General features: G+C 61.1%; 28 protein-coding genes. 10 read left to right on the forward strand and 18 right to left on the reverse strand.

Annotated elements, in window-relative coordinates; all coding sequences use genetic code 11:
- Positions 1-6: 6 nt before the first annotated feature.
- The 3 genes from AC1D3C_RS14125 to AC1D3C_RS14135 form a co-directional block, all read right to left on the reverse strand.
- Entirely contained in the window at positions 7-255 is a 249-nt protein-coding gene (locus AC1D3C_RS14125) for a PilZ domain-containing protein (RefSeq protein WP_038545439.1), read from the reverse strand.
- Positions 256-418: 163 nt separating this feature from the next.
- On the reverse strand, positions 419-1,300 hold the full coding sequence (locus tag AC1D3C_RS14130) for a methylated-DNA--[protein]-cysteine S-methyltransferase (protein ID WP_038545443.1): 882 nt from the start codon (positions 1,298-1,300) through the stop codon (positions 419-421).
- A gap of 149 nt (positions 1,301-1,449) precedes the next feature.
- Positions 1,450-1,932 (reverse strand): DUF2244 domain-containing protein, encoded by a 483-nt coding sequence (locus tag AC1D3C_RS14135; RefSeq protein ID WP_477483311.1) that lies wholly within the window; start codon positions 1,930-1,932, stop codon positions 1,450-1,452.
- Between the two features lie 36 nt (positions 1,933-1,968).
- On the opposite strand from AC1D3C_RS14135, the gene nth reads away from it, so the two are divergent.
- Entirely contained in the window at positions 1,969-2,760 is a 792-nt protein-coding gene (gene nth / locus AC1D3C_RS14140) for an endonuclease III (protein ID WP_477483312.1), read from the forward strand.
- 27 nt (positions 2,761-2,787) lie between these two features.
- Here the strand turns inward: nth and AC1D3C_RS14145 are convergent, their stop codons facing one another.
- Complete coding sequence (locus AC1D3C_RS14145; protein ID WP_477483313.1) at positions 2,788-3,501, reverse strand: sulfate transporter family protein; 714 nt, start codon at positions 3,499-3,501, stop codon at positions 2,788-2,790.
- A 192-nt stretch (positions 3,502-3,693) separates the two neighbouring features.
- On the opposite strand from AC1D3C_RS14145, the gene AC1D3C_RS14150 reads away from it, so the two are divergent.
- A complete protein-coding gene (locus AC1D3C_RS14150; protein WP_477483314.1) occupies positions 3,694-4,161 on the forward strand; it encodes a carboxymuconolactone decarboxylase family protein in 468 nt (155 codons plus the stop codon).
- On the forward strand, positions 4,161-5,018 hold the full coding sequence (locus tag AC1D3C_RS14155) for a sigma-70 family RNA polymerase sigma factor (protein ID WP_477483315.1): 858 nt from the start codon (positions 4,161-4,163) through the stop codon (positions 5,016-5,018). The genes AC1D3C_RS14150 and AC1D3C_RS14155 overlap by 1 nt, the downstream gene beginning before the upstream one ends.
- A gap of 90 nt (positions 5,019-5,108) precedes the next feature.
- Here AC1D3C_RS14155 and AC1D3C_RS14160 read toward each other — a convergent pair whose 3' ends face one another.
- The 8 genes from AC1D3C_RS14160 to AC1D3C_RS14195 form a co-directional block, all read right to left on the reverse strand.
- Complete coding sequence (locus AC1D3C_RS14160) at positions 5,109-6,701, reverse strand: FGGY-family carbohydrate kinase (protein WP_477483316.1); 1,593 nt, start codon at positions 6,699-6,701, stop codon at positions 5,109-5,111.
- A gap of 48 nt (positions 6,702-6,749) precedes the next feature.
- A complete protein-coding gene (locus AC1D3C_RS14165) occupies positions 6,750-7,460 on the reverse strand; it encodes an HAD family hydrolase (RefSeq protein ID WP_477483317.1) in 711 nt (236 codons plus the stop codon).
- 12 nt (positions 7,461-7,472) lie between these two features.
- A complete protein-coding gene (locus AC1D3C_RS14170) occupies positions 7,473-8,954 on the reverse strand; it encodes a mannitol dehydrogenase family protein (RefSeq protein WP_477483318.1) in 1,482 nt (493 codons plus the stop codon).
- 23 nt (positions 8,955-8,977) lie between these two features.
- Complete coding sequence (locus AC1D3C_RS14175) at positions 8,978-9,982, reverse strand: ABC transporter ATP-binding protein (RefSeq protein ID WP_038589884.1); 1,005 nt, start codon at positions 9,980-9,982, stop codon at positions 8,978-8,980.
- Between the two features lie 11 nt (positions 9,983-9,993).
- Complete coding sequence (locus tag AC1D3C_RS14180; RefSeq protein ID WP_007760466.1) at positions 9,994-10,818, reverse strand: carbohydrate ABC transporter permease; 825 nt, start codon at positions 10,816-10,818, stop codon at positions 9,994-9,996.
- A 10-nt stretch (positions 10,819-10,828) separates the two neighbouring features.
- Positions 10,829-11,701: a carbohydrate ABC transporter permease gene (locus AC1D3C_RS14185; protein ID WP_247031008.1), complete on the reverse strand. Its 873-nt coding sequence runs from the start codon at positions 11,699-11,701 to the stop codon at positions 10,829-10,831.
- A gap of 218 nt (positions 11,702-11,919) precedes the next feature.
- Positions 11,920-13,245 (reverse strand): ABC transporter substrate-binding protein, encoded by a 1,326-nt coding sequence (locus AC1D3C_RS14190; protein ID WP_247031009.1) that lies wholly within the window; start codon positions 13,243-13,245, stop codon positions 11,920-11,922.
- Positions 13,246-13,391: 146 nt separating this feature from the next.
- Entirely contained in the window at positions 13,392-14,345 is a 954-nt protein-coding gene (locus AC1D3C_RS14195) for a sugar-binding transcriptional regulator (RefSeq protein WP_477483319.1), read from the reverse strand.
- Between the two features lie 235 nt (positions 14,346-14,580).
- Between AC1D3C_RS14195 and AC1D3C_RS14200 the strand changes: the two genes are divergently transcribed.
- Entirely contained in the window at positions 14,581-14,901 is a 321-nt protein-coding gene (locus AC1D3C_RS14200) for a nucleotidyltransferase domain-containing protein (protein ID WP_477483320.1), read from the forward strand.
- Positions 14,888-15,412 (forward strand): ribonuclease toxin HepT-like protein, encoded by a 525-nt coding sequence (locus AC1D3C_RS14205; protein ID WP_477483321.1) that lies wholly within the window; start codon positions 14,888-14,890, stop codon positions 15,410-15,412. The genes AC1D3C_RS14200 and AC1D3C_RS14205 overlap by 14 nt, the downstream gene beginning before the upstream one ends.
- A 64-nt stretch (positions 15,413-15,476) precedes the next feature.
- On the opposite strand, the gene AC1D3C_RS14210 is transcribed toward AC1D3C_RS14205, so the two are convergent.
- Both AC1D3C_RS14210 and AC1D3C_RS14215 read right to left on the reverse strand, forming a co-directional pair.
- Positions 15,477-17,324 (reverse strand): ABC transporter ATP-binding protein, encoded by a 1,848-nt coding sequence (locus AC1D3C_RS14210; protein WP_477483322.1) that lies wholly within the window; start codon positions 17,322-17,324, stop codon positions 15,477-15,479.
- A gap of 16 nt (positions 17,325-17,340) precedes the next feature.
- Positions 17,341-18,504 carry a M20 aminoacylase family protein gene (locus AC1D3C_RS14215; RefSeq protein WP_477483323.1) on the reverse strand — a complete coding sequence of 388 codons (1,164 nt, stop codon included), beginning with the start codon at positions 18,502-18,504 and terminating at the stop codon, positions 17,341-17,343.
- 334 nt (positions 18,505-18,838) lie between these two features.
- Here AC1D3C_RS14215 and AC1D3C_RS14220 point away from each other — a divergent pair, with 334 nt between their 5' ends.
- The 3 genes from AC1D3C_RS14220 to AC1D3C_RS14230 all read left to right on the forward strand — a co-directional run bounded on the left by AC1D3C_RS14220 (position 18,839) and on the right by AC1D3C_RS14230 (position 22,555).
- Positions 18,839-20,548 carry a peptide ABC transporter substrate-binding protein gene (locus AC1D3C_RS14220; protein ID WP_477483324.1) on the forward strand — a complete coding sequence of 570 codons (1,710 nt, stop codon included), beginning with the start codon at positions 18,839-18,841 and terminating at the stop codon, positions 20,546-20,548.
- Positions 20,549-20,625: 77 nt separating this feature from the next.
- A complete protein-coding gene (locus AC1D3C_RS14225; protein WP_038545492.1) occupies positions 20,626-21,636 on the forward strand; it encodes an ABC transporter permease in 1,011 nt (336 codons plus the stop codon).
- The gene (locus AC1D3C_RS14230) at positions 21,629-22,555 is read left to right on the forward strand and encodes an ABC transporter permease (RefSeq protein WP_038545496.1); all 927 of its coding nucleotides are present in this window, start codon (positions 21,629-21,631) and stop codon (positions 22,553-22,555) included. Before AC1D3C_RS14225 ends, AC1D3C_RS14230 begins: the two co-directional genes overlap by 8 nt.
- A gap of 359 nt (positions 22,556-22,914) precedes the next feature.
- On the opposite strand, the gene AC1D3C_RS14235 is transcribed toward AC1D3C_RS14230, so the two are convergent.
- From AC1D3C_RS14235 to AC1D3C_RS14245, 3 genes are all read right to left on the reverse strand, one after another.
- Positions 22,915-23,916, reverse strand: a complete 1,002-nt coding sequence (locus tag AC1D3C_RS14235; RefSeq protein ID WP_038549628.1) for a sensor histidine kinase — start codon at positions 23,914-23,916, stop codon at positions 22,915-22,917.
- A 102-nt stretch (positions 23,917-24,018) separates the two neighbouring features.
- Positions 24,019-24,183 carry a DUF1328 domain-containing protein gene (locus AC1D3C_RS14240; RefSeq protein ID WP_007758228.1) on the reverse strand — a complete coding sequence of 55 codons (165 nt, stop codon included), beginning with the start codon at positions 24,181-24,183 and terminating at the stop codon, positions 24,019-24,021.
- Positions 24,184-24,264: 81 nt separating this feature from the next.
- Positions 24,265-25,059 (reverse strand): response regulator, encoded by a 795-nt coding sequence (locus AC1D3C_RS14245; protein WP_038545500.1) that lies wholly within the window; start codon positions 25,057-25,059, stop codon positions 24,265-24,267.
- Between the two features lie 168 nt (positions 25,060-25,227).
- Here AC1D3C_RS14245 and AC1D3C_RS14250 point away from each other — a divergent pair, with 168 nt between their 5' ends.
- Both AC1D3C_RS14250 and AC1D3C_RS14255 read left to right on the forward strand, forming a co-directional pair.
- The gene (locus tag AC1D3C_RS14250) at positions 25,228-25,410 is read left to right on the forward strand and encodes a NepR family anti-sigma factor (RefSeq protein WP_247137544.1); all 183 of its coding nucleotides are present in this window, start codon (positions 25,228-25,230) and stop codon (positions 25,408-25,410) included.
- Positions 25,407-25,973: an RNA polymerase sigma factor gene (locus AC1D3C_RS14255; RefSeq protein WP_038545503.1), complete on the forward strand. Its 567-nt coding sequence runs from the start codon at positions 25,407-25,409 to the stop codon at positions 25,971-25,973. Before AC1D3C_RS14250 ends, AC1D3C_RS14255 begins: the two co-directional genes overlap by 4 nt.
- Before the next feature lie 26 nt (positions 25,974-25,999).
- Here AC1D3C_RS14255 and AC1D3C_RS14260 read toward each other — a convergent pair whose 3' ends face one another.
- Complete coding sequence (locus AC1D3C_RS14260) at positions 26,000-26,335, reverse strand: hypothetical protein (RefSeq protein ID WP_038545506.1); 336 nt, start codon at positions 26,333-26,335, stop codon at positions 26,000-26,002.
- Positions 26,336-26,398: the final 63 nt, after the last annotated feature.

Here is a 26,398-nt window from a genome sequence, read left to right on the forward strand (position 1 = left end):
GGATTATCAGGCAGCGGTCAGAAACTCCACTCCGAGGGAATTGATCCGCCGCCAGCGGACTTCGCATTCGAAACGTCGACCATCTGACAGGGCGAGACCGAAGCTTTCCGGCACGGACAACGCGTTCTCGATCTTGATCAATGCACCGCCGGCTGAGATTTCCTTGACGATGCAGTCGAAGGCCGAATGATCGCCATTAAAGACGATCTTGGCGCCTAGAAAGCTTTTCGATCTCTGGTATCTGCGCTCATGCACCTGACCGCGTCCTTCGACGACTATACTTCAGTCATCACTTATATGCCCCAATGGGCAATCCCGCAATCCTCAGAGGCCGCCCATGACTTTTGCAGGCGACTTGGTATCTGCCGCTTGCGGCCCGGCAATGGAACCTGAATGCTGAGCTCAAGCGTTCGGCCCCTCACGCATTCCCCGCTTCCCAGCCCAGGATCGCCCGCTTGCGCGTCAGCCCCCAGTGATACCCCGTCAGCGCCCCGCTCTTGCCGAGCGCCCGATGGCAGGGAACCACGAACGAAATCGGGTTCGCTCCAACAGCCGCACCTACCGCGCGGCTGGCGGTCGGCTGGCCGATATCGTTGGCGACGTCGGAATAGGTGACGGCCTTGCCGAACGGGATTTTCAACAGGCTCTGCCAGACGCGCACCTGGAAATCGGTGCCGATCAGCACGACCTTCAGCGGCTGATCGCAGGACCAGTTCGCACGGTCGAAGACGCGGCCGACATAGGGTGCTGTCATCTCCTGGTCGGGAACATATTCGGCATTCGGCCAGCGGCGCATCATGTCGTCGAGCGCCGCCTGCTCGTGGCCGAGATCGGCAAAGGCGAGGCCTGAAAGTCCGCGGTCGGTCGCCATGACCAGCGCTTGGCCGAAGGGCGACGAATGGAAGCCGTAGCGGATCGTCAGGCCGCCGCCGCGCGCTTTCCATTCGCCGGGCGACATCGCCTCATGAGTGACGAACAGATCATGCAATCGTCCCGGACCTGAAAGCCCGAGTTCGTAGGAGGCTTCGAGCAGCGGCAGTTCCTCCTTGCCGAGCAGGCGCTTGGCATGGTCGAGGGTGACGGCCTGGAGGAAGGCCTTCGGCGACAGCCCGGCCCAGCGGGTGAATACTTTCTGGAGCTGGGTTGGCGACTGGCCAAGCTCGGAGGCAATCGCCTCGAGCGACGGCTGGTCGCGGTAATCGAGCGTGATCATCTCGATGACGCGGCGGACGGTTTCGTAATCGGAACCATCGGGCGTCACGTCGATGGGCGACGAATCGATCTTGGCGAGAGCATTCATGGCTTGTCTCCTTTACAGCGCCGCACGCCGATGAAGCCGAATTGGTGGGCGCGCAAAAAATCGCTGTGCAACTGATATGCCCTCTAAATGCGCCTTCAGCCTCGCCGAAACCACCCGTTTCTTGCCCGATTGCCGGTTTTCTCGCCCGCTCAGATCCGATGTTTGACCATGGCGAGAGCACCCTTGAAAGCCTTGGCGAAACTTTCACGATCGTCCGGATTGAGGAAGGAGCCGATATCTGTGCCGCGCCCCTCGCCCGTCACAGACATGGACGTGATGCCGAACTCCTCGTGGCGGCGGACGTTGAAGCGCGCCCAGAACGGATTGAAGCGATGCTCCACCACACGCCCCGCCGGCGAGAATTTCCGGATCGACAGGTTGCTGCGCGAGACCGTCACTTCCTCGCGCGCCCGGCCCGAGCGGTAGCTCATCTTCAGCGCGATATAGAGGCCGAGGAAATCCAGCCCGAAGAAGAAGCCGATCGGATAAGCGCCGGTAATCAGGAAAAAGCCGCCATAGAAAACGCAGATGCCGCCCGTCAACACCAGAACGACGCGAAAGCCCGTTTTGCCGAGCGAACGGTAGGGCGTCAGTTCGGCTGCGAAAACGGGCTGTTCCTCGGAAACGTCCACGTTGATTTCCCTCCTGCGGGATGCCTATACAGGCATATGGCGACTCCAAAGATCAGATCCAAAACCAGCACCTCGCAAAAGTCAAATCACGCGCCCGAGCGCAAGGCCGCACCCAAACCCAAGCGCTTCAAGTCCGCCTATTCGAAAGCGGAGATGGAGGAGATTTTTCGCCGCTTTTCGGTGCAGCGGCCGGAGCCGAAGGGTGAGCTGGAGCACGTGAACCCGTTCACGCTGGTGGTGGCGGTGGCACTGTCCGCCCAGGCGACCGATGCCGGCGTCAACAAGGCGACGCGGGCGCTGTTCAAGGTCGCCGATACGCCGGAAAAGATGCTGGCGCTCGGCGAAGAGGGCGTCACCCAGTATATCAAGACCATCGGGCTCTACCGCAACAAGGCGAAGAACGTGATCGCGCTCTGTCGCATGCTGATCGACGAGTTCGGCAGCCAAGTGCCGAGGACGCGCGAAGAGCTGATCCGCCTGCCGGGCGTCGGCCGCAAGACGGCGAATGTGGTGATGTCGATGACCTTCGGCGTGCCGACGCTCGCGGTCGATACGCATGTCTTCCGCATCGCCAACCGGCTCTTGATGGCGCCGGGCAAGACGCCCGACGAGGTCGAGGAGAACCTCCTGAAGGTGATCCCCGACCAGTATCTCTTCCACGCCCACCACTGGCTGATCCTGCACGGGCGCTATTGCTGCAAGGCACGAAAACCGGAATGCGAACGCTGCGTCATCGCCGATCTCTGCCGCTCGCCGGAAAAAACCGTCGACGTGCCGGCACCGCTTGTGGAATTGCCGCAGCAGCTCATCGGCGAGCCCGTCGAGTAGGGCCGCGATTGCCTCGGCGGCGCCTGCTTAAAGCTTGAAGCCTGGATCGCGCTTGGAGACCGCCTTGTGGAGATGCACCATCAGGCCCGCGGCAAACAGCGGCGTCAGCAGGTTTACGATCGGGACCGCCAGGAAACACGCGATCAGAAGGCCTGCCAGGAATACGGTGGAGGAATGTTTGGAGCGGAAGGCGCGCGCTTCCGCAGGCGTGCGGAACCGCATCGCCGCGAACTCGAAAAATTCCCGGCCGAGCAGATAGCCGTTCACCATGAAGAAGGCGATCAGGTTGATGCCGGGAATGAACAGCAGGAAAAGTGCCACGATATTGCCGACGATGACGACGCCCAGAAACTGGATCGAGCCGATAATCGCCTGGCCGAGCGGCATCGCCTTGCCGGGCGCATCGTTCGGATAGTCGCGCTTCTCGACCACTTCGGCGACGTCGTCGAGGAACAGGCCGGCGATCAGCGCCGTGATCGGCGCGATCAGCAGAGCGAGCGCCAGCGCCAGCCCGATGTTGGCAGCGATCGCCGCAAACAGGGTGAGCCAACCCGCCCAATCCGGCAGATCGGGGAAGAAGGCCGCAAACCATGGCCAGGCATAAAGGATGAAGACTTCGCGCAGGGCGAACCAGAGACCGATCAGCACGAGGGCGGTGAGACCCAATGTCTTCCAGAACACCGCACGGGTCTCGGGTGCGAAAAGGTTGGCGAGCGAAAGGCGTGCGGCGTCGTGGATCATCGGCGTCTCCAGGTTGGCGGGAGAGATGTAGGTGGGAGGGAGCGGCGGAGCAAGGAGGAGTGAGATGGCGGATATAGGAGAAGCGACCGCAGCCGGCTCCCCGCTCAGATATTCAAGAAAAATCTCGCGGGCATGTCACATGGGCGGATCCTGTCTCGTCATGGTGTCGTAACCAACAGAAGGAAACGAACCATGAGTGCCAAACTTAACCCCTTCACCGCCGCTCCCTCGCTGATGAAGGCCTGGATGGGTGTGTCCGCCGATGTTGCCGAAAGCCTCGAGCATAGCCTCATCGAACTCGTAAAAATCCGCTCCTCGCAGATCAACGGCTGCGCCAACTGCATCAATATGCACACGATCGAAGCGCGGGCGCGGGGCGAGAGCGAGCAGCGCATCTACCTGCTGTCCGCCTGGCGCGAAGCTCCATGCTATTCCGATCGCGAGCGCGCTGCGCTAGGTTGGACCGAAGCCCTGACCCGGCTGTCCGAAGGTCATTCATCCGAAAGCGGCTATGAGGCCCTGAAGGCCGAGTTCACGGAGGAGGAACAGGTGAAACTGACTTTTATGATCAATGTCATCAACGGCTGGAACCGCCTGGCGGTTGGCTTTGGCCTGTGGAACAACGCCGCGAGTGCCAAGACCGCCCAGGCAGCCGCCTGATGCAGGGTCTCGACCACTCGAACGCGGCAGCCAGCTTCGACCCGCTGCGTCCGAAGCTGCTGCGCGTCGCCTACCGCATGCTCGGATCCGTGTCCGACGCCGAGGACATGGTGCAGGAGGCCTTCATCCGCTGGATGAAGGCCGATCGCCAAGAGATACGCGAACCGGAGGCATTCCTGCGCCGCACCGTGACGCGGCTCTGCCTCGATCAGCTGAAATCGGCGCGGCGACAGCGCGAGACCTATATCGGTCCCTGGCTTCCCGATCCCGTCATGGAAGAGGAGAAAGAAGAGGACGTCACCTTGCCGCTGATGCTGGCGCTCGAACGCCTTTCACCGCTCGAACGCGCGGCCTTCCTGCTGCACGACGTTTTCGGGCTGGGATTCGAGGAAGTCGCAACCACCATCGAGCGGGACACGGCCGCCTGCCGCCAGCTTGCTGCCCGCGCGCGCACCCATGTTCGCGAGGCGAGAACTCGTTTCCAGGTCGACAAAAAACGGGGCGTCGAGCTTGCCGAGGCATTTTTCGCCGCCTCGCGCAGCGGTGACATGACGGCGCTGGGTGTTATGTTGGCGGCAGATGTCAGCATTCATGCGGACGGTGGCGGCAAGCGTCCCGCGGCCACGGAGCCCGTTCTCGGCTTCGAAGCGGTGATGAGAGTGCACGCCCATCTCGCGGATCAGTTTCAGAAGAACGGCTCCACACTCGTTCGCGCCGGGTTCATCAACGGATTGCCAGGCTTCGTCACATTGGAAGCCGACGGTGAACTGCAGACGACCGCGCTCGATATCGAGGATGGGAAGATCACGGCCATCTATATCGTGCGCAATCCTGACAAGCTGCGGCATCTGCATTAGCCTTCGCGAGGCGGCTCCCCGGCGTCGAGCGTAACTCCGGCCCAGAGAACCGCCTCCGAAATACCGTGTCTGCCTGCCTGGGCATCCAGCCTACGCCATCCCCCGCAACTCATCCCGATGCCGGACCATCGCCAGGAACCGCCGGTAATCCAGCCCGTACTGCTCTGCCCGCGCCGGGTCCGGCAGCCGCTCCGTCCCGCCCGCATCCATGGCCTGCCCCGCTTCGAACAACGAACCAAACACCCCGCCGGCAACGGCGGCGGCCATCGCCGTGCCGAGCAGCACTGCGTCCCGGTTCTCGGGGATCACCACCTTGCGGCCGGTGACGTCGGCGTAGAGTTCGACCAGCAGCGGGTTGTTGACGTGGCCGCCGGTGACGTGGAGGGTTTCGAAGCGGTAGCCATAGCCCGAAAGCGCATCGAGAATGTGCCTGATGCCGAGCGCGATCGAGACGCAGGTGCGCCAGTAGAGCCGGCAGAGGCCGTCGAAGGAGGTGTCGAGCGTCAGCCCGCTGATGACACCGGTCGCGTGCGGATCGGCGAGCGGCGAGCGGTTGCCGTGGAAATCCGGCAGGACGTGGAGGTTCGGAGCGATATCGCCCTCGGTCTCGCTGCGGAGCTCGCCGACGCGGGCGATGATGCGGCCGTGCAGCTCGACCGTCGGTTCGCCGCCGGCGGCATGCATCAGCACGATATGGTCGAGCAGCGCACCCGCCGCCGATTGCCCGCCTTCTACCAGCCAATGGCCGGGCAGGATCGCCTCGTAATAGGGACCCCAGAGGCTGCGTCCAGGCTTGGAATCTTTCGTGAAGGCGACAATGCAGCTCGAGGTGCCGCCGATCAGCGCCACGCTGGTCTCGAGCGTCGAGCCACCCGAGGCACCACCCGACACCCCGCCGAGGACCCCAAATGCGCCGGCATAGGCGTCGATCATGCCGGGAGCCACCCGCGCCTGGCAATCAAGGCCAAGCTCTTCGGCTGCCTGGCGGCTGAGGCCTCCCAGACTTGTCCCGACGCCGATGGTCTCGTCCGGCAAACCGCCCTTTTCGAGCAGGTCTTCGAGACCGGCAAGCGCCAGGTAATCGGCGCTCCAACCGGGATTTTCGTGGGCGAGATAGTTCCACTTGGCAGTCAGCGTGCAGCGGGAACGGGCGGGCGAGCCGGTCGCCTTCCAGGTGAGGAAATCAGCGAGATCGAAGAAATAACCAGCCTTCGCCCAGCTTTGCGGCAGATGCCGTTTCAGCCACATCAGCTTTGGCATTTCCATCTCGGGCGACAGCGAGCCGCCGGAAAATTCGAGCACCTTGTGGCCGGTGGCGGAAAGTTGCTCGGCTTGTTTGATCCCCCGATGATCGAGCCAGACGATGGTGTCCTGATTGGCCTTGCCGGTCGTGGAAACCGTAAGCGGCTGGCCCTCGCGGTCGCGGGCGACGAGCGAACAGGTGGCATCGAAGCCGATCGCGGCGATACGGTCGGCTTTAATCCCGGCCTCCGCCATCGCCTCCCTTACCGCACGGCAGGTTGCGGCCCAGATCTCCTCGGAATCATGTTCGGCGTGATTTTGTTTGGGACGGAACATAGCGATCGGATGTTTCGCCTTGGCGAGCAGCCGCCCGCTGCGATCAAAGACGCCGGCGCGGGCGCTGCCCGTGCCGATATCGACCGCAACGAGATGATCACGCATCCGGATTTGTTTCCTGTCCCTTGTCGCCCGGCAGTTTCAAGGATCGCACTAAAGCGCGGTCGAAGAAACGGAGCCGTTGCGACCCTCCATATGTTTTTGGACAAGGTGGATCAAATCCGGCATCGCGTCAAACACGACTTCCGGCGAAAGCATATCGATCCGCTCCCGGTAACCGGGAACCGAGGCATGCGAACCGCCGACGAAGGCAAAGACCGACATGCCCGCACTGTGGCCCGCCTCGATGCCGGCGGGGCTATCCTCGATGACGATACAGTCTTTGGGATCGGTGCCCATTTCGCTGGCCGCATGCAGGAAGAGATCCGGCGCCGGCTTGCCGCGCTTGACCATGGCGGCGGAAAAGATGTTCGGCTCCAGCTTGTCGATCAGGCCGGTCAGCGTCAGCGACAGGCGGATGCGCTCCGGTTGGCTGGACGATGCGACGCAACGGCGGAAATTCAAGGCATCCAGCGCTTCGCTTATGCCAGGCATCGGCTGCAGTTCGGCGCGGAAGCGGGCGTAGAGATCGCGGCGCATGTCTTCGAGAAACGTATCGTCCGCCTCGACGCCGAATTCCTCGCGCATCGTCTTGGTGACGGTGCCGAGGCTGCGGCCGAGGAAGCGGCGATAGGCCTCCGCCGCGTCCATCTCGAGCCCCTTGCGGCGTAGCGCATCGACCAGCACGCGCACGGAGACGGGTTCGCTGTCGACGAGAACCCCGTCGCAATCGAAGATCACCAGTGGTCCCGCCGCCTGTTGCACGTCCATTCCCCGCTATTTGACCAGCTTGCCGCCCAGATAGAGCTCCAGCGTCTTTGCCGTCCCTTGCTCCCAGAGCATCTTCAGCGCATGCGCAAAGCGGGTGCGGAACAGCTCGGATTTCGCGACGTCACCAAAAATGTCGCCAAGCGCAAGGAAGGCATCCGGGTTATCCTTGGCTTTCAGCGCGGCGGCGTTCAGGCGGTCGGCGCTGGCATCGTTGAAGACGATTTCCTTGCCGCTGTCGGACGTGCCGGCGAAATAGCGGCACCACAGTGCCGAGACCAGCGACAGGCCGATAATGTCCTGTCCCTTGGCGAGCCGGTCGGCGGTGGACGGCAGGATGAATTTCGGCTGGCGGTTGGAACCGTCCTGCGCCAACCGCGGGATCGTGTCGCCGATCTTCGGGTTGGAAAACCGCCGCTCGATCAGCTTGTAGTAGTCGATGAGGCTGGTATTCGGCACCGGTGGGATGACCGGAATGATCTCGTCCTTCTCCAATTTTTCGAGGAAGCCGCGGATCAGCTGGTGCTCCATCGCCTCATGCACGAAATGGATGTCGAGAAGAGCGGCCGGATAGGCGATCGCCGCATGGCCGCCGTTGAGGATGCGCAGCTTCATCAGCTCATAGGGCGCTACGTCGGGCACGAACTGGACGCCGACTTCTTCCAGCCGAGGCCGGCCGGCGGGGAACTTGTCCTCCATCACCCACTGTTTGAATTCTTCGCAGAACACCGGCCAGTTGTCGTCGATGCCGAAATCGTTTCTGAGGATATCGATCTCGCGACTACCCGTCGCTGGGGTGATGCGGTCGACCATCGAGCTCGGGAACGCAACGTTCTCGTGGATCCAGTGGGCGAAGCCCGGGTCGGAAAGCTTGGCAAGACCGATGACGGCGTTCTCCGTCACCTCGCCGTTTCCGGGAATGTTGTCGCAAGACATGATGGTGAATGGGGCGATCCCCCGCGCCTTGCGCTCCTTGAGGCCGGCGAGGATCAGGCCGAAGACGGTCTTCGGGCTCGAAGGGTTCCGACCGTCCTCGGCAATCGCCGGGTGGGCGGGGTTGAACCGGCCGGAAGCGTCGATGAAATAGCCGCCTTCGGTGATTGTCATCGAAACGATACGGATTTTCGGGTCTGCCAGTGTCTCGATCACGGTCGCGACGTCGCCAGGAGCGATGATGTCGATCATCGGCGCGGTGATGCGGGCGGCGGTCCTGTTGTTGTCTTGCTCGACGACGGTGGTCAGAAAGTCCTGGGCCTTCAGCTTGTCACGCATGGCGCCATCGGATGGCATCACGCCGGCACCCACGATCGCCCAGTCATGCGCCTTGCCAGTATTGAACAGGTCGTCGAGATAGATTGCCTGGTGGGCGCGATGGAAATTGCCGACGCCGAAATGCAAGATGCCGGCAGTCAGGCTCTTCGGATCATAGGCCGGCACGGCGGCGGTGGCCGCAGCGTCACTCAAGCTCGCCAGCGAAAGCTTCACAGTCATTGTCTTTACTCCGATATGGCCCGTCAGGCCTTCAGGGCGAGGCCCTTGTCGTCGAACCGATGGAGCTTGGCCTCATCGGGCGTCATGTAGACCGTGTCACCGTGATAGGCGCCGAACTCCCCGTCGCAGCGCGCGGTGATCTGGCCGATGCCGTCGACATCGAGGTGCAGGAACGTGTCGGCGCCGAGATGTTCGGCGACCTTCACAGTGCCGCGCCAGATGCCGTTGTCCTTCGAAAGGTTCAAGTGTTCCGGCCGGATGCCGGCGGTCTTGGCATTCTTGGACTGCGCATAGGCGCCATCGACGAAATTCATATGCGGCGAACCGATGAAGCCAGCGACGAACAGGTTGCGCGGGCTCTTGTAGAGTTCGAGCGGCGAGCCAACCTGCTCGATATTGCCGCGGTTCAGCACCACGATCTTGTCGGCCATCGTCATCGCTTCCACCTGGTCGTGGGTGACGTAGACCATCGTCGTCTTGAGCTGGTGGTGCAGGTCGCTGATCTCCAGACGCATCGTGCCGCGCAGCGCAGCGTCGAGGTTGGAAAGCGGCTCGTCGAACAGGAAGGCCGAAGGTTCGCGCACGATCGCCCGGCCGATCGCGACGCGCTGGCGCTGGCCACCGGAAAGCTGCGAGGGACGACGTTCCAGATAGTCGGTGAGGTTCAGCACGCGAGCCGCATCCGTCACCTTCTTGTCGATCGCGGATTTCTCCATCTTCGCCATCTTCAGCGGAAAGGCGATGTTGTTGCGCACGCTCATATGGGGATAGAGCGCGTAGGACTGGAACACCATGGCAAGGCCGCGCTCGGCGGGGGCTGCCTGGGTGACGTCCTTGCCGTCGATCAGGATTTGGCCGCCGGACACATCTTCCAGGCCGGCGATCAGGCGCAGCAGGGTGGATTTGCCGCAACCTGAGGGGCCGACGAAGACGACGAATTCGCCGTCATTGATTTCGAGATCGATCGACGGAATGACCTTGGCCTCGCCGAACACTTTCGACACTTTTTGGAGCGTGATGCTGCCCATGTCCGTTTTCCTTACTTAACCGCGCCAAACGTGAGGCCGCGAACGAGTTGTTTCTGTGAGAACCATCCGAGGATGAGGATCGGCGCGATCGCCATGGTCGAGGCGGCCGAGAGCTTTGCCCAGAACAGGCCTTGCGGACTGGAGAACGAGGCGATGAAGGCCGTCAGCGGCGCCGCATTGGTGGTCGACAGCCGGATCGTCCAGAACGACTCGTTCCAGGCAAGGATGATGTTGAGGAGCAGCGTCGAGGCAATACCCGGCACCGCCATCGGCGTCAGCACGTAGACGATCTCCTGCCAGAGCCCCGCCCCGTCCATCCGCGACGCTTCCAGGATCTCGCCGGGAATTTCACGGAAGTAGGTATAAAGCATCCACACCACGATCGGCAGGTTGATCAGCGTCAGCATCACCGTCAGGCCGATGCGGCTGTCGAGCAGGCCGAAATCACGGAACAGAAGATAGATCGGCACCAGAACCGCGACCGCCGGCATCATCTTGGTGGACAGCATCCACATCAGGATATCCTTGGTCCGCTTGGTCGGCGAAAACGCCATCGCCCAGGCGGACGGGATCGCGATGATCAGCGCCAGAATGGTGGAGCCGACCGACAGGATCACCGAGTTCATGAACGGCTTCAGGTAATCGCGCTGCGTCTGCACGGTGATGTAGTTCTCGAACGTGCCGGACGGCCACAGGCTGAAACCAGCGATCGCTTCCGGCTCCGTCTTGATGCTGGTGATGATCGTATAGAGGATCGGAAAGAAGATGATCAGCGCGACGATCCAGGCGGCGACCGTGGCGGTGATCTTGTGTCTTGTCGTAACGTTGCGTGCCATGATCTTTCTCCTACCGGTCCAGGTTCTTGCCGACGGCGCGCATCAGGAAGAAGGCGACGATATTGGCGAGCACGACTGCGATAATGCCGCCTGCCGAGGCGCCGCCGACGTCGTAGCCGAGGAGCGCCGTGCGGTAGATCAGGAAGGCGAGGTTGGTGGAGGCGTAACCGGGGCCGCCATTGGTGGTGACCAGGATTTCCGCATAGACGCCGAGCAGGAAGATCGTCTGGATGAGGATGACGACGGTGATCGACCTGGCGAGATGTGGCACCACTAGGTAGATGAAGCGGTTGAGGAAGTTGGCGCCATCCATCTCCGCCGCTTCCTTCTGCTCTCCGTCGAGCGACTGCAGCGCGGTCAGCAGGATGAGTGTTGCGAACGGCAGCCACTGCCAGGCGACGATGACGACGATCGAAAACAGCGGATATTGCGCGAACCAGTCGACCGGGCGAAGGCCGAAGAACCTCGATATATCGGCAAATACCCCGTAGCTCGGGTTCATGATCATGTTCTTCCAGACGAGCGCCGCCACCGGCGGCATGACGAAGAAAGGCGAGATGATCAGGATGCGGACGATGCCCTGCCCGAAGATGGGCTGGTCGAGAAGCAGCGCGATAGCGATGCCGCCGATGACGGTGATCAGCAGCACTCCGCCGACGATGACCAGCGTGTTCCAGATCGACTGGAAGAAGGCGGGGTCGGTATAGAAGAACTGGTAGTTGAACAGACCCGTGAAACTGACATTGGACGGATCGAGCAGATTATAGTTCTGGAACGAGAACCACAGCGTCATCGCCAGTGGCACGATCATCCAGATGAGAAGAAGCAGAACGGAGGGCGCCATCATCAGGCGCGCCAACGTCTTGGTATTTTGCGTTGCCATATCAGACGCCCTCCCATGGAACGTAGTCGTTCCAGTTATCCCGCGCCTTTTTCTTTTGGGGAAGGAGACGGACGCAGGATGCAGCTTTTTGTTGTTATCTGGTTGTTACCGGATTGCCTCGCCTGATCACCGGCCCACCTCAAATCTTCAAGGCGGATGATCCAGGCCAAGATCCGGCTGTCCGGCGCAGGATTGCCGGACAGCCGTGGCTCTGGAGCTTACTTCGGATAACCGGCGCGCTTCATTTCGCGCGTCGTAGCCGTCTGGGCCTGGGCAAGCGCATCGGCGACCGTGGACTGGCCGGCAACGACTGCCGAGAACAACTGTCCGACATTCGTGCCGATCGCCTGGAATTCAGGGATCGCGACGAACTGGCCGCCGGTATAGGGCACCGGCTTGACGGTCGGCTTGGTAATGTCGGCAGCGCCCATCGCAGCAAGGGTCGGAGCTGCGAAGGCGGCGGCCTTCTGATAGTCCGCATTGTTGTAGAGCGAGGTGCGGGTGCCCGGAGGAACGTTGGCCCAGCCTTCCTTGGAGGCGACGAGCTGGGTGTATTCCTTGCTGGTTGCCCAGGAGATGAACTTCTGCGCCGAGTCAGCCTTCTTCGAAGAGTTCGGGACCGCGAGGTTCCACGACCACAGCCAGTTGCCATGGTTCTTCATCTCGCCCTTCACCGGGAAGAGGGCGTAACCCACCTTGTCGGCAACCTTGGAATCCTTCGGGTTGGAGACGAAGGAGGCGGCCACCGTGGCGTCCATCCACATGCCGCATTTGCCCTGCTGGAACAGCGTCAGGTTTTCGTTGAAGCCGTTCGAGGAAGCGCCGGACGGGCCGGCATCCTTCATCAGGTCCACATAGAACTGCAAGGCAGCCTTCCATTCCGGCTGGTCAAACTGCGGGTTCCACTTTTCATCGAACCAACGGCCGCCAAACGAATTGGTGAGCGCCGTGATGAACGCCATGTTCTCGCCCCAGCCGGCCTTGCCGCGCAGGCAGATACCGTTCACGTCGGTCTTGCGGTCGGTGATCTTGCGAGCCGCATCGCCGATGAATTCCCAGGTCGGGTTTTCCGGCATCTTGAGGCCGGCCTTCTCGAACAGGTCCTTGCGATACATGATCATCGCCGACTCGCCGTAGAACGGCGCCGCATAGAGCTTGCCGTTGACGGTCAGACCGCCCTTGATCGCCGGCAGGATGTCGTTGGCGTCATATTTGTCGCCGAGTTTGTTCAGCTCGAGCAGCCAGCCCTGTTTCGCCCAGATCGGAACTTCGTAATTGCCGATCGTCAGGATGTCGTACTGGCCGCCCTTGGTGGCGATGTCAGTGGTGACACGCTCGCGCAGCACGTTTTCTTCAAGCGTGACCCAGTTGATCTGGATATCCGGGTTCGCCTTGGTGAACTCGGAAGTCAAGCCCTGCATGCGGACCATGTCGCCGTTGTTGACCGTCGCGATGGTGAGGGTTTCAGCCGAAGCCGCAGTGGAGAAAAGGCCGGCAAGCGCCAGCGCCGAGCAGGCGCCCAGCAAAATCGTCTTCAATGTCATATCTTCCTCCCAGAAGATGAGTAACGAGCATTCGCTTTGCTCATGGGCAATTACTCGTTAAACGGCGTAAAAAGTCAATCGCTATTCGTCGCTGCAGCGCAGCAGACAAAGGTCATGTCGTTGATCTGGTTACGGATAATTTTTGCTCAGCGACCGAGCAATTGCTCCGCAGTCGCCTCGTCGGTGATCACACCGTTGATGATATTGCCCTTGAGCGCAGCGGAAATCGCTTGAAACTTCTTGCGCCCCAGCGCCAGTCCGATGACGGAGGAGGTCTCCCGCGAGGGGATCGGCACACTGGCGACGCGGTCGTTGATGGAATTGGCAAGAAGCCTACCCTGGTTGTCATAGACCCAGCCGCAGATCTCGCCGGCAGCACCTTCTCGGACGAGTTTTTGCATTTCCTCCTTGCCGAGGAAGCCGTCGACGCAGAGCGGGCCGTCCGGCCCGAGTTCGCCGATGCCGACGAAGGTAACATCCGCCTGTGCGCCGAGTTCGAGCGTCGAGCGCACCAGCGCCTGGTCGTGCAGGGTTTCGCGCTCTTCGGCCGAAGAACAGAGAACCGGCAGCGGCATAGGAAAATGCCGCGCCTTGATCGCGTCCGCCATCGAGAAGATGACGTTGTAGAAGGCAGCCGATCCGTCCGGCCCGATATTGCCGGTCAGCGACACGATCCGGTGCTGCGGACATTCCATCGGCGGCAGCTGGTCAACGGCGGCCTTCAGCGTGCGGCCCGTGCCGACCGCGATGACGATCGGGTCCGGGCGCTTCAGCCAGCGCTCGATCTCGGCGGCGCCGGCTTCGGCGATCCCGACGGTGCTGGAACTCCCTGCCGGATCGCTCGGCACCACTTCGACATGTTTGAGATCGTATTTCTTGCGCAACGCCTCGGCGAGTTCCAGGCAGGCGGCGATCGGGTGGTCGAGGCGCACCTTGATCAGCCGTTCGGCAACCGCGAGCGACACCAGCCGCTGTGCCGACTGCCGCGAAATGCTCATGGCCGCGGCGATCTCGTCCTGGGTCCGCCCCGCGACATAATAGAGCCAGCCGGCCCGCGCCGCATCGTCGAGCCGCCCTTGCGTATCAGACCGTTTTGCCATGGCAGAAATTCTCCTCCACCTGTTGCTGCCATGGTTTCGGATGGTCTGTCAAACGGCCGGAAGAACCGCATGGTAGCTATTCGCAGAGGAAATTGTTTCGTCATCAAAATCCATTGCGGCCACATTGCGCCCGCGTAGTCGCCGCGCCTACCCTCGTGTGACCGTTACGTTACCTTTGAGCCCGTAGAGAAATGATATAGGCTGAAGGAGAATGGTATCAGCCGGGAACCCACGCATGAACCGGATGGAAGTGCTGATTGAACGTCGAGCGGAAACGCGACACAAGACCGCGTCCTTTCGCGCTGAACGCATACTTGAAGACGCCCGCAAGCATGGCGTCGAGATGCGCATCATCGGCTCCTTGGCGAAGCACAATTTTCATTTACATTCTGATGTCGACCTCCTGGTGATGGGCCCGCTCGACCCTGCGCGCAGACTTTTCATTGAACGTCTCGTCGCAGATCATATGAGAGGGACAGATATTCCCTATGATCTGATCTTCGAGGCCGATATGACCGCTGACAGGGTACAGGAGCTTCTAGATGGCTGCGTTTAGCCTTCCGGCTTTTTCACGCTTGTCACCGAAGATCGCGCGCGCGGAACGAGAGCTGGAACAGCTCGAAATCTTCCTCGCGCGACATTCCCAGGAAGTTTCCGACGGAGAATGGGGTGCGCTGTCAGCCATCTCATTGGGTATCCATAACGTCTATAACRGCATTGAGGACAGTCTTCTGAGCGTGGCACGGGACGTGGACGGTCTCGTCCCCAGCGGGCCGACAATGCATCAGGACGTTCTCGACCAGATGTCGGCCGAAATCGACGGCATACGACCGTCCGTTATCGACACGGAGCTATACGAGTCTCTGACGGAACTGAAAGCCTTCCGCCATCTCGTTCGGCACCGATACGGATTCGACCTGAAAGCCGACAAGGTGATCGAGAACCTGGCTCGGATTCGCGAAGTATTTCCAACATTCGTGGATGCCGTTGTCCGGCTGGAAAAGACGATGGCCGCTGAAAATACGGATGCCAACGGCGATGGAACAGCCGGCGCCCCCGATCGGTAACCCGCACGATCCGGATCGTGCGGGGTTGATGTCACGAGCACAGGCTCTCAACCGTCTCGATGTGCTACGCCACCTGCACCACGTGCCCCGCACTCACCTCGCGATACTCCCGCTTTGGCGGCACGTAGTTGACCGGGCGGATCGGGCTCTTGATCTCGTCGGTCGACATGTTGCGCTTGATCCGCCGGCGGGACGGATCCGGAATCGGCACGGCGGACATAAGCTTCCGCGTATAAGGATGCTGCGGGTTCTCGAACACTGCCGCCCGCGGGCCGATTTCGACGATTTCGCCGAGATACATGACCGCGACGCGATGGCTGACGCGTTCCACCACCGCCATGTCGTGGCTGATGAAGAGGAATGCTAGATTGAGGCTCTGCTGCAGGTCGAGGAGGAGGTTGCAGACCTGCGCCTTGATCGACACGTCGAGCGCCGAGACCGCTTCGTCGGCCACGATGATCTTCGGGTCGAGCATCAGGGCGCGGGCGATCGCGATGCGCTGGCGCTGGCCGCCGGAAAACTCGTGCGGGAAACGCTTCATCATGTCGGCGGAAAGGCCGACCTTCTCCATCAGGCTCGCTGCCTTGTCGCGGGCCTGTTGCTTGGTGCCGAGGCTGTGCTCGACATAGGGTTCCATGACAGCCGAACCGACGCTCATGCGCGGGTTCAATGAGGCGAACGGATCCTGGAAGACCATCTGGATCGACCGGCGCATCTGGCGCAGCGTCGGCTGATCGAGCTTCATGACCTCATAACCATCGAGGGTGACCTCGCCGCTGGTCGGCGTGATCAGACGGGTGACGGAACGGCCGGTGGTCGACTTGCCGCAACCCGATTCGCCAACGAGCGACAGGGTCTCGCCCGGGAACAGATCGAAGGAGACCTTTTCGACCGCATGGACCGCGCCGGACTTGCGGCCGAACAGGCCGGAATGGATGTCGAACCGGGTGGTCAGATCCTTGACGTCGAGGATCGGCGTCTTGCCCTTGCCTACCGTGTCGGTGACGTCGGCAAGCAGCATCTGCTCGCCGGTCTTGATATCGACGATCGGGAACCGGAGCGGCAGCTTGCGCTCGCCCATCGAGCCGAGACGCGGCACGGCGGACAGAAGTGCGCGGGTATAGGGATGCTGGCCGCGGTGGAAGATGTCGCTGGTCTCGCCCGTCTCCACCGCATCGCCGCGATACATGACGATGGTGCGGTCGGCGACTTCGGCCACCACACCCATGTCATGGGTGATGAAGAGGACCGACATGCCCTCCTCTTCCTGCAGCACCTTGATGAGGTCGAGGATCTGGCCCTGAATGGTGACGTCGAGCGCGGTGGTCGGTTCGTCGGCGATCAGCAACTTAGGTCTCGCCGCCAGTGCCATGGCGATCATGACGCGCTGGCGCATGCCGCCGGAAAACTGGTGCGGATATTCGTCGAAACGCGACGAGGCATTCGGGATACGCACCTTTTCGAGCAGGCGGATGACTTCCTTCTTCGCATCGGCATTGCTGATGTCGGTATGGACCGTCAGCGCCTCGGCGATCTGTTTGCCAATCGGAAAAATTGGGTTGAGCGAGGTCATCGGCTCCTGGAAGATCATCGAGATGTCTTTGCCGCGCACGCGGCGCATCTGCTCTTCCTGCAGCGACAGCAATTCGCGCCCGTTAAGGAAGACCTGCCCCTCGATCCTGCTCGAATTCTTCGGCAGCAGCCGCATGATCGACAGCGAGGTGACGCTCTTGCCCGAGCCCGATTCGCCGACGATCGCCACCGTCTCGCGCGGCGCGACGTCGAACGAGATGTTGCGCACCACCGTGCGCCATTCGTCGTTCACCCGGAAAGAGGTGGAAAGATTGCGGACAGACAGGACCGGGGTCACCGAACCACCGCCCTGTTCCATGGAAGTGCCGGAAAGCAGCATGGAAATCTCCTTCGGATCAGGCGGCGAGCGCGGTTTCGGCGAGCGTGACCCAGTAGCTGACGCCAAAGGGAATTGCCTCGTCGTTGAAGTCGTAGGCAGCGTTGTGGAGGTTGGCGGTATCGCCGTTGCCGATGAAGATGAAGGCGCCGGGGCGCTTCTCCAGCATGTAGGAAAAATCCTCCGCGCCCATATGCGGCGCCATGCCGGTCAGCACCGACTTGTGACCGGCGACCTTGGCCGCGATCTCGATGGCAAAATCCGTCTCGTTGTCGTGGTTGAAGGTGACCGGATAACCGCGGCGATACATAATGTCGGCCGTGGCGCCATGGGCGATCGCGGTCGATTGAGCCACTTCGCTCAGACGCTTCTCGGCAAAATCGCGAGTTTCCGGCAGCAGGGTGCGCACCGTGCCGGTCATCTTGACATAGGCCGGAATAACGTTGCTCGCCTCGCCGCCGTGGATCGAGGCGACGGTGACGACCAGCGACTTCAGGGGGTCGGTCTCGCGCGAGACGATCGACTGCAGCGCCAGCACGATATGTGAGGACACCAGGATCGGATCGATCGAATTGTGCGGCTGCGCGGCGTGGCTGCCGCGGCCGTGGACGGTGATTTCGAACGTGTCGGCCGCCGCCATGATGCCGCCCTTGCGGGTGGAGAAACTGCCGACCGGAAGCCGCGGCTCGTTATGCATGCCGTAGACTTCCTTGATGCCGAACTTCTCCATCATGCCGTCGTTGATCATCGCCAGTGCGCCCGCGCCGCCCTCCTCCGCCGGCTGGAAGATCAGCGCGACCGAACCTTTGAAATTGCGCGTCTCGGCAAGGTATTGCGCAGCACCCAGCAGCATGGCGGTGTGGCCGTCATGGCCGCAGGAATGCGCCTTGCCGGGCGTCTTGGAAGCCCAGGGCTTGCCGGAGGTCTCAAGGATCGGCAGCGCATCCATGTCGGCGCGGAAACCGATGACCGGACCATCGCCCTGGCTGCCCTTGATGATTGCGACGACACCGGTCCTGCCGATGCCGGTCTCGACGATGTCGCAGCCGAAGGCCCGCAGCTTTTCCGCGACGAATCTCGAGGTCTCGTGGACGTCGTAGAGCAGCTCCGGATTCTCGTGCAGATGGCGCCGCCATTCAGCGACCTGATCCTGCATTTCGGCGACGCGATTGATGACCGGCATAGTGATAACCCCGTTGTTTTTTCATATTTCCACTCTGCCAAGGGTGGATGTCGGGCGGATATTGCGACGCGAAGACACGATTTTGCAAGCTTCAATTTTCCGGCTTGAACGGAAAATAGGCCTATGCTTAGATGGCTCAAAATTTGATCATGCTCGCCAAAAGCGGCAGGATGTAACTTGTTCTTAAGGTAGTTTCGGAGGAGGAACCGACAGGAAATACGCTGCGAAGTCAATAAGTTGAGGAAGGCGACTTCGCAGTCCCGAGGCACAAAAAGCCGGCTCGACCGGCAGGCCCAACCACAACTCATAAGAGAACGACAAGGGGAATAGCAGCATGAAAAACCTCAAACTTCTTTTGGCCGGCACAGTTGCCGCCCTCACCTTCGCCGGCGCCGCCGCGCATGCCGAACGGGGCACGGACGGGGATCTGAAGATCCTGTTCTGGCAGGCCGTTTCGACGATGAACCCCTACCTTTCCGGCGGCACCAAGGAAGTCTACGCGTCCTCGATGGTCATCGAGCCGCTCGCCCGCTACGACGAGAAGGGTAGTCTCGTGCCGATGCTGGTCACCGAGATCCCAACCGTCGAGAACGGCGGCGTCGCCAAGGACCTGCTCAGCATGACCTGGAAGATCAAGCCGGGCGTCAAATGGTCGGACGGCACGCCTTTTACGGCTGACGACGTCATCTTCACCTGGAAATATTGCATCGCGCCGGACGGCGGTTGCGCCCAGGCCGCCCAGTACGAGGGCGTCAAGAGCGTCGAGGCTCCGGATCCGCAGACGGTCAAGATCACCTTTACCGAACCGAAGCCCTATCCCTACAGCGCTTTCGTCGGCGCCCAGTCGCCGGTCATCCAGAAAAAGCAATTCGAAAACTGCGTCGGCGCCAAGGCCCCGGGCTGCACCTCGGCCAACTTCGGCCCGATCGGCACCGGTCCGTTCGTCGTCAAGGAATTCAAGCCGAACGACGTCATCACGCTGACCGCCAACACCAATTACCGCGATGCGGCAAAGCCTGCCTTCGCAACCGTCACCCTCAAGGGCGGTGGCGACGCTGCGTCGGCGGCGCGCGCCGTTCTCGAAACCGGCGAATACGATTATGCCTGGAACATGCAGGTAGAGCCGGAAATCCTCGCCAAGATGGTCGCTGCCGGCAAGGGCAAGCTGGAAACGGCATTCGGCACCCAGGTCGAACGTATCAATCTCAACCACTACAATGCCGATCCGTCGCTTGGCGCAAAACGTTCCACCAAGGAAGCCGGCCCGCATCCGTCGCTTTCCGACCCGGCAGTCCGCCGCGCGCTTTCGCTCGCCATCGACCGCAGCATCATCGTCGAGGCAGGATACGGCGCAGCCGGCAAGGCGACCTGCAACATCGTTCCCGCACCGGCCGCCGTCGCTTCCACCAAGAACGACAACTGGTGCCTGAAGCAGGATCTTGTGGCCGCCAACAAGCTGCTTGACGATGCCGGCTGGAAGAAAGGCCCGGATGGCATCCGTGCCAAGAACGGCGTGAAGCTCTCCTACCTCTATGCGACCTCCACCAACTCGGTTCGCCAGGCGACCCAGGAACTGGTGAAGGACATGTGGTCGCAGATTGGCGTCGGCGCCGAACTGCGCAACGCCAGCGCCTCGGTCTTCTTCGGCGGCGATCCGGCAAGCCCGGACACCTTCCAGAAGTTCTATGCCGACGTCGAAATGTACACCAACAACTTCGACGGCACCGATCCGGAAAAGTATCTCGCAGAATGGCTGTGCGACAAGGTTCCCGGCCCGGCGAACGGCTGGCAGGGCCAGAACATCCCGCGTTACTGCAACCCGGCCTATGACAAGCTGCTCGGCGAACTTTCGAAGACCGCCGAGCTCGACAAGCGCGCAACGCTTGCCAAGCAGCTCAACGACATGCTGACCGAGGAAGGCGCGCATATCCCGCTCGTCCACCGCGGTAGCGTCTCCTCGCATTCTCTCAAGCTCGCCGGCGTGAAGATGAACGCCTGGGATAGCGAGCTGTGGAACGTCGCCGACTGGTCGCGCACGAAGTGATGCCGATCGCCGGGCCTGCCCTTGCGGCAGGCCCGGTGCCCGCATTTTCTTCTCCGCGCTAGTCTGGAGACTTATTGATGTTCACCTACACCTTGCGACGATTGCTCTTCGCAATCCCGACGCTGCTGATCATTAGCTTCGTCATTTTCGCGCTACTCGATCTTGCCCCCAACGATCCAACCGGCGACCTGCCGTTGACGATCCCGCCGGAGGTCCGCGAGCAGATCCGCGCATCGCTCGGCCTCGATCAGCCATTCTTCTTCCGCTACCTCTACTGGCTGCAGCAATTCTTCATCAACGAACCACTCAACATCCTCGAACGCCTGACCGGCTGGCAATTTGGCGATGGTACCCGCATGCGGGTGCTGTCCTGGGCGACCCGCAGCCCGGTGGTCGACCTGATCGTCCAGCGCCTGCCCCAGACGCTATGGGTCGTTGGTCTCGCTTATGTGTTTGGGGTGATGATCGCCGTTCCGATCGGCGTCATCTCCGCCTACAAGCAGTACTCGATCTTCGACCAGATCGGCACGTTCCTGTCGATGGTCGGATACTCGGTGCCGACCTTCTTCACCGGCGTGCTGCTGGTCGTCATCTTCTCCTCCTGGCTGCAATGGTTCCCGTCGGTCTATGACACCAACCTGGTCGTCAACGACTTCTCGAGCTTCCTGCAGCAGATCAAGCAGATGGCCTTGCCGGTCACCGTTCTGTCGCTCTTCAACGCCTCGCAGATCACCCGTTTCGTGCGGGCCTCGATGCTCGACAACCTGCACCAGGACTATGTACGCACCGCGCGTGCCAAGGGCGTCAAGGAAAAGTCGGTTCTGCTCATCCATGTGCTGCGCAACAGCCTGATCCCGGTCGTCACCGTGATCGCACTCGGCGTGCCGACGATCTTCTCGGGCGCCATCATCACCGAGCAGATCTTTCGCGTGAATGGCCTCGGCCAATTGCTGATCATCGCGGTTCAGGGGGCCGATATCCCGCTCGTCCAGACCCTGACCTTCATCTTCGCGGTGCTGATCGTGCTCTTCAACCTCATCGCCGACGTGCTTTACGGCATTCTTGATCCGAGGATCCGTTATGACTGATGCGACGCTTACAACCGCCCCGCCCGCCAAGGCGGCAACTCCCACAAGGTCGGCGCTCGCGGACATCTGGCGCCAGTTCCGTTCCCACAAGGGCGGAGTAGTCGGATTGATCGTCTTCACGTTCATCGTGCTGGCGGTGTTTGTGGGTCCGTATATCCACCGGGTGGCCCCCAACGCCATCAATATCCGCGACAAGAACCAATGGCCCTCCTGGGCACATCCGTTCGGCACCGATAACCTCGGCAAGGACATGCTTGCCCAGGTGCTCGCCGGCGGCCGCATCTCGCTTGCGGTCGGCATCACGGCGATGTTGCTGGCGCTTTTCCTCGGAACGCTGGTGGGAGTAGTCTCCGGCTATATCCGCAGGCTCGACGGTCCGCTGATGCGCATCACCGACCTGTTCCTGGCGCTACCGCTCCTGCCGCTGCTGCTCGTCATCCTGATGCTGTTTCGCGATACCTTGCGGGCAGCGTTCGGACCGGAGACCGGCATCTTCATCCTGATCGTCTTCGTGATCGGGATCACCAGCTGGATGCACACCGCCCGTATCGTGCGCGGTGATGTGCTGGCCGTCAAAAGCCAGGAATTCATCCTGGCGGCGAAGGCGAGCGGCATGCGGGAATATCGCATCATCCTCAGGCACATCCTGCCAAACGTGCTGAGCTCGATCATGGTTTCGGCGACATTGGGCATCGCTTCGGCGATCATCACGGAATCGGCACTGAGCTTCCTGGGCCTCGGCTTTCCCTCGGATTTCCCGACCTGGGGACGGCTGTTGTTCGATGGCGCCAACTTCCTGCAGTTGACACCCTCGCGCGTGCTCTGGCCGGGCCTGGCGATCTCGCTGACTGTACTCAGCGTCAATTACATGGGCGATGCGATCCGCGACGCGCTCGATCCGAGGGCGCTGAAACACTGAACCCGCCACACGGACCTGATCGGAATGGCGGCTGCAAAGCCGCCATTCTTCATTCGCCAGTCGGAAAAAAAGACCGCTGAAAAAAATTCAAAAAAATTTGGAACTGCCGGAACCTATTCCCGAGGCGCCCGTTATGTGAGTGTTCGAAGGCGACCCCCCGTCCCCCGCCCTACAAAGCCTTCGGACATACTCTTCAATCCCCCTCGAAGAGACGAACTGGCTCGGCTCCGTCAACCGGAACCGGGCCAGCTCAGTTTTGTGGGGTATGATGAGTAATGGCACTGCGAGCGAGCTTTTCGCAAAGGTTTACGTAGCGGGGGCATCAATGAGCTGGAAAGCTACTCACCAACGACTATCCTTCAATCCCCGCCGCTCTCCAGCGGGAATACCAGCCGATAGCTGATGCGGTCGTTGGAGATGACGTATTGCGCCTTGCCGTTGACGGAGGCCGGAACGACACGCTCGAGCACGGTGCTGCCGAAATGCGCCTTCAACGAATCCTCGGTATCTTCGGAGCTCCGGCTGGCATCCAGCACTTCGTCCCAGATCATCTCCAGCGAATCATGGCCGTTGAGGTGCATGCGGGTGCAGGTGACGTTGATCACCCGGCCGCTGCGCAATAGCGAACCGTGGCTGACCGCGTTGACGATCAGCTCGTGCAGCGCCAGTCCGATATGCAGCGAGGCGTTCGGCGTCAAAAGGATGTTGTCTCCGTGGACGCGCACGAGATGCTTGTTTTCGGGCAGGTACTTTTCCGTCTGCTGCTGCACCAGTTCGAAAAAATAGGCGCCGCGCCAGCTGGAATCGGTGATCAGGTCCTGGCTCTGCGAGAGTGAATAAAGCCGCCCCCGGAACTTGTGCAGAAACAGTTCCAGCGAGCCTGAATAACGGGCCGTCTGCAGCGCAATGCTCTGGATGATGGCGAGCAGGTTCTTGGAACGGTGGCTGACCTCGCGCAGCAGCGCGCGCAGCAGCCGCTCGCGATGACGTTCCTCGGAACGGTCGATGATGGTGGTGACGAAATGCAGGCCGCCATTGGAGAATTCCACCGTCTGGACCCGGAACTCGTAAATCTGCTCGGTGCCGATGGTAATCTCGATATGGCCCTTGCGCCCGGCTTCCGTCATGCCGTCCTTGAGGGTCGCGAGCTTTGCCCCGACCTCGTCGCCGAACAGGCTGACATCGGTGGGTGTCCTGACGTGCTCGACCGCCCAGACCTCCGGAAGATGAGTGACGAAGAGATAATTGCGGCCTGCGTCCTGGATCATGATGCTGGCGCCGAGATCCACCAGCGCCGGCATGAAAAATTCGCGTAACTTGTCATCACTCTGACCAGCCTGCTGCCATGTCAGGGGATTCACCAAGTTACTCACTCCGTCTGCGGGCTTGCGGGGGAACCGGGCACCTGCTGTGCGCAGAAACACCTGGATTTATGAGTATGATTATCCGACTTTTATAGGACGTCAAACACGCCGGAACAACCCGACCACCAGCGATATCAGCAACAGTGCGAGAAACAGGAAAAACAGAAGCTGTGCGAGGCCGGTTGCCGTTCCCGCAATGCCGCTGAAGCCGAGCGCACCGGTGAAGATCGCGACGAGCAGGCAGACAAGAGCATAATACAACATGGGCCTTCCTCTTCGGATGCGCCAGAACGCTACCCGTTGCATTTTGTTCCGGCCTGGTCCGCTCGCCTGCCGCCCATGGGATCAAGCGGCGGCCTTCACGGCTTCGTTGAAGAACAGCGCCTGGCTGATCAACGCCTTCACCATGTCCGGGTTGAAGGGCTTGGTAACGAGGAAGGCTGGTTCCGGGCGTTCGCCGGTCAGAAGCCGCTCCGGGAAAGCGGTGATGAAGATCACCGGCACGCTCGAAGACTTCAGGATTTCATTGACCGCGTCGATCCCGGAGCTGCCGTCGGCGAGCTGGATATCGGCGAGCACCATTTTCGGGTGCGAGGACTGGAAGAGCGACACCGCTTCCTTATGGGTGCGGGCGATACCAGTGACGCGGTGGCCGAGATCCTGCACCATTTGTTCGATGTCGAGCGCGATCAGCGGCTCGTCCTCGATGATCATGATGTCGGTCGCGACCTGCCGCGAGATTTCGCGGGTCGCGTCGTCGAGCAGGCGGTTCACTTCAGCGGGGCTGACATCCAGGACTTCCGCGGCTTCCTCGATGCTGAAACCCTCCACCGAGACAAGCAGGAACGCATGCCGCGACTGGGAGGGAAGCATCGAGAGATTGGCTGCCGCGCGCTGCTCCCAGGCAAACGGCGATTCGATCGGGCGAATCTCAATGTTCGTGGAACCAAAAATTGTAACAAAGAGTTTATAGAGCGAAACACGGTCCTTGGACGTCTCGGGGAATATCGAAACGTCTGCGATCAAAGCTTCCAGGACCGCGGCAACATAGGCGTCTCCCGAGGTCTGTGATCCGGTGACGGCGCGAGCATACCGACGCAGATATGGAAGGTGAGACGCAACGCGTGTGGTGAGTGACATACAAAATCTCCCTCGGTGCCCGGTGGGCAATTGACCTGTTATGAACGTGGGCCTTGAAAAAAAGTTCCGCAAGAGTGGAACTTTTTTTGCCGCCAGGAATTCCTTTGCCCGACGATATCGCAACAGGCTGCCCGCGTGATGAGTGACGACAACAGAAAAAAAGAAGAGATGACAGCAATCCCATCCCAAGAAGTCCGACCCGGAGCGGTGCCGCCGAATGCATCCATATCCCGCAAGTTACGGGACTTCTACGACGCGGTACAGGAAGAAGGGATTCCGGATCGTTTTCTCGATCTTCTTGAGCGCCTGGAGCAGGCTGAGAAGAACGCCAAACCGGTGAACGCAAAATGAGCAAGGAAGACGAGAGCGACGATCGCGGCTTCAAGCGCGACCTTCTCGCGTCGCTGCCTAATCTGCGTGCCTTCGCGGTATCCCTGACAGGCCGGCACGACAAGGCGGACGACCTCGTGCAGGATACAATCATGAAAGCCTGGGCGAACCAGACCAGCTTCACCGCAGGCACCAACATGCGGGCCTGGCTGTTCACCATCCTGCGCAACGAATTCTACAGCCAGATGCGCAAGCGCGGACGCGAGGTGCAGGATAGCGACGGCCTGTTCAGCGAGCGTTTCTCGGTCCATCCGGAACAGTACGGCAGGCTCGACCTGCAGGATTTCCGCAAGGCGCTCGACAAGCTGCCTGACGATCAGCGCGAAGCGATCATCCTCGTGGGTGCCGCCGGTTTCGCCTATGAGGAGGCGGCTGCGATCTGCGGCTGCGCCGTCGGCACGATCAAGAGCCGCGTCAGCCGCGCCCGCGCCCGTCTGCAGGAGCTGCTGGGTGTCTCCGGCGAGGGCGACTACGGCCCCGATGCAGGCGATGCGGCGATCACGTCACGTGCTTTTGGCAGCTGATCCTGAAAAATCTGAGAGAACGCCGCTCACACCTGGGCGGCGTTTTTGACGGCTTCGACGAGGTGGCGGTCGTTGAACGGTTTGGCGACGACACTTATTCCGTCCCAGCCCTTCAGACCATCCATGTCCTCGACGCTGAGCGTGGTGAACACCAGACCCGAGCCTGAAGCTCTCAGCCGAAGCCCAGCCTCTCCACCAATCAGCCTCGAATCGATGACGATAACGTCGAACCAGCCGCTTTCCAGTTCCACCATATAGGTGTGTGGCGTGGCGACCTGGACCTCGCAGGCAAGCGCCTCGGTGAGCACGGCCTCCACTTCCATGGCCACCAGGAACTCCCGATCGACAACGAGGATTCGCAACAATTAAGTCCGCCCGAGATTCGACAACGAAATTCGGCTAGACCATCGAAAGAACGCCCGGTC

It is taken from the genome of Neorhizobium sp. P1_A6, assembly GCF_056406795.1.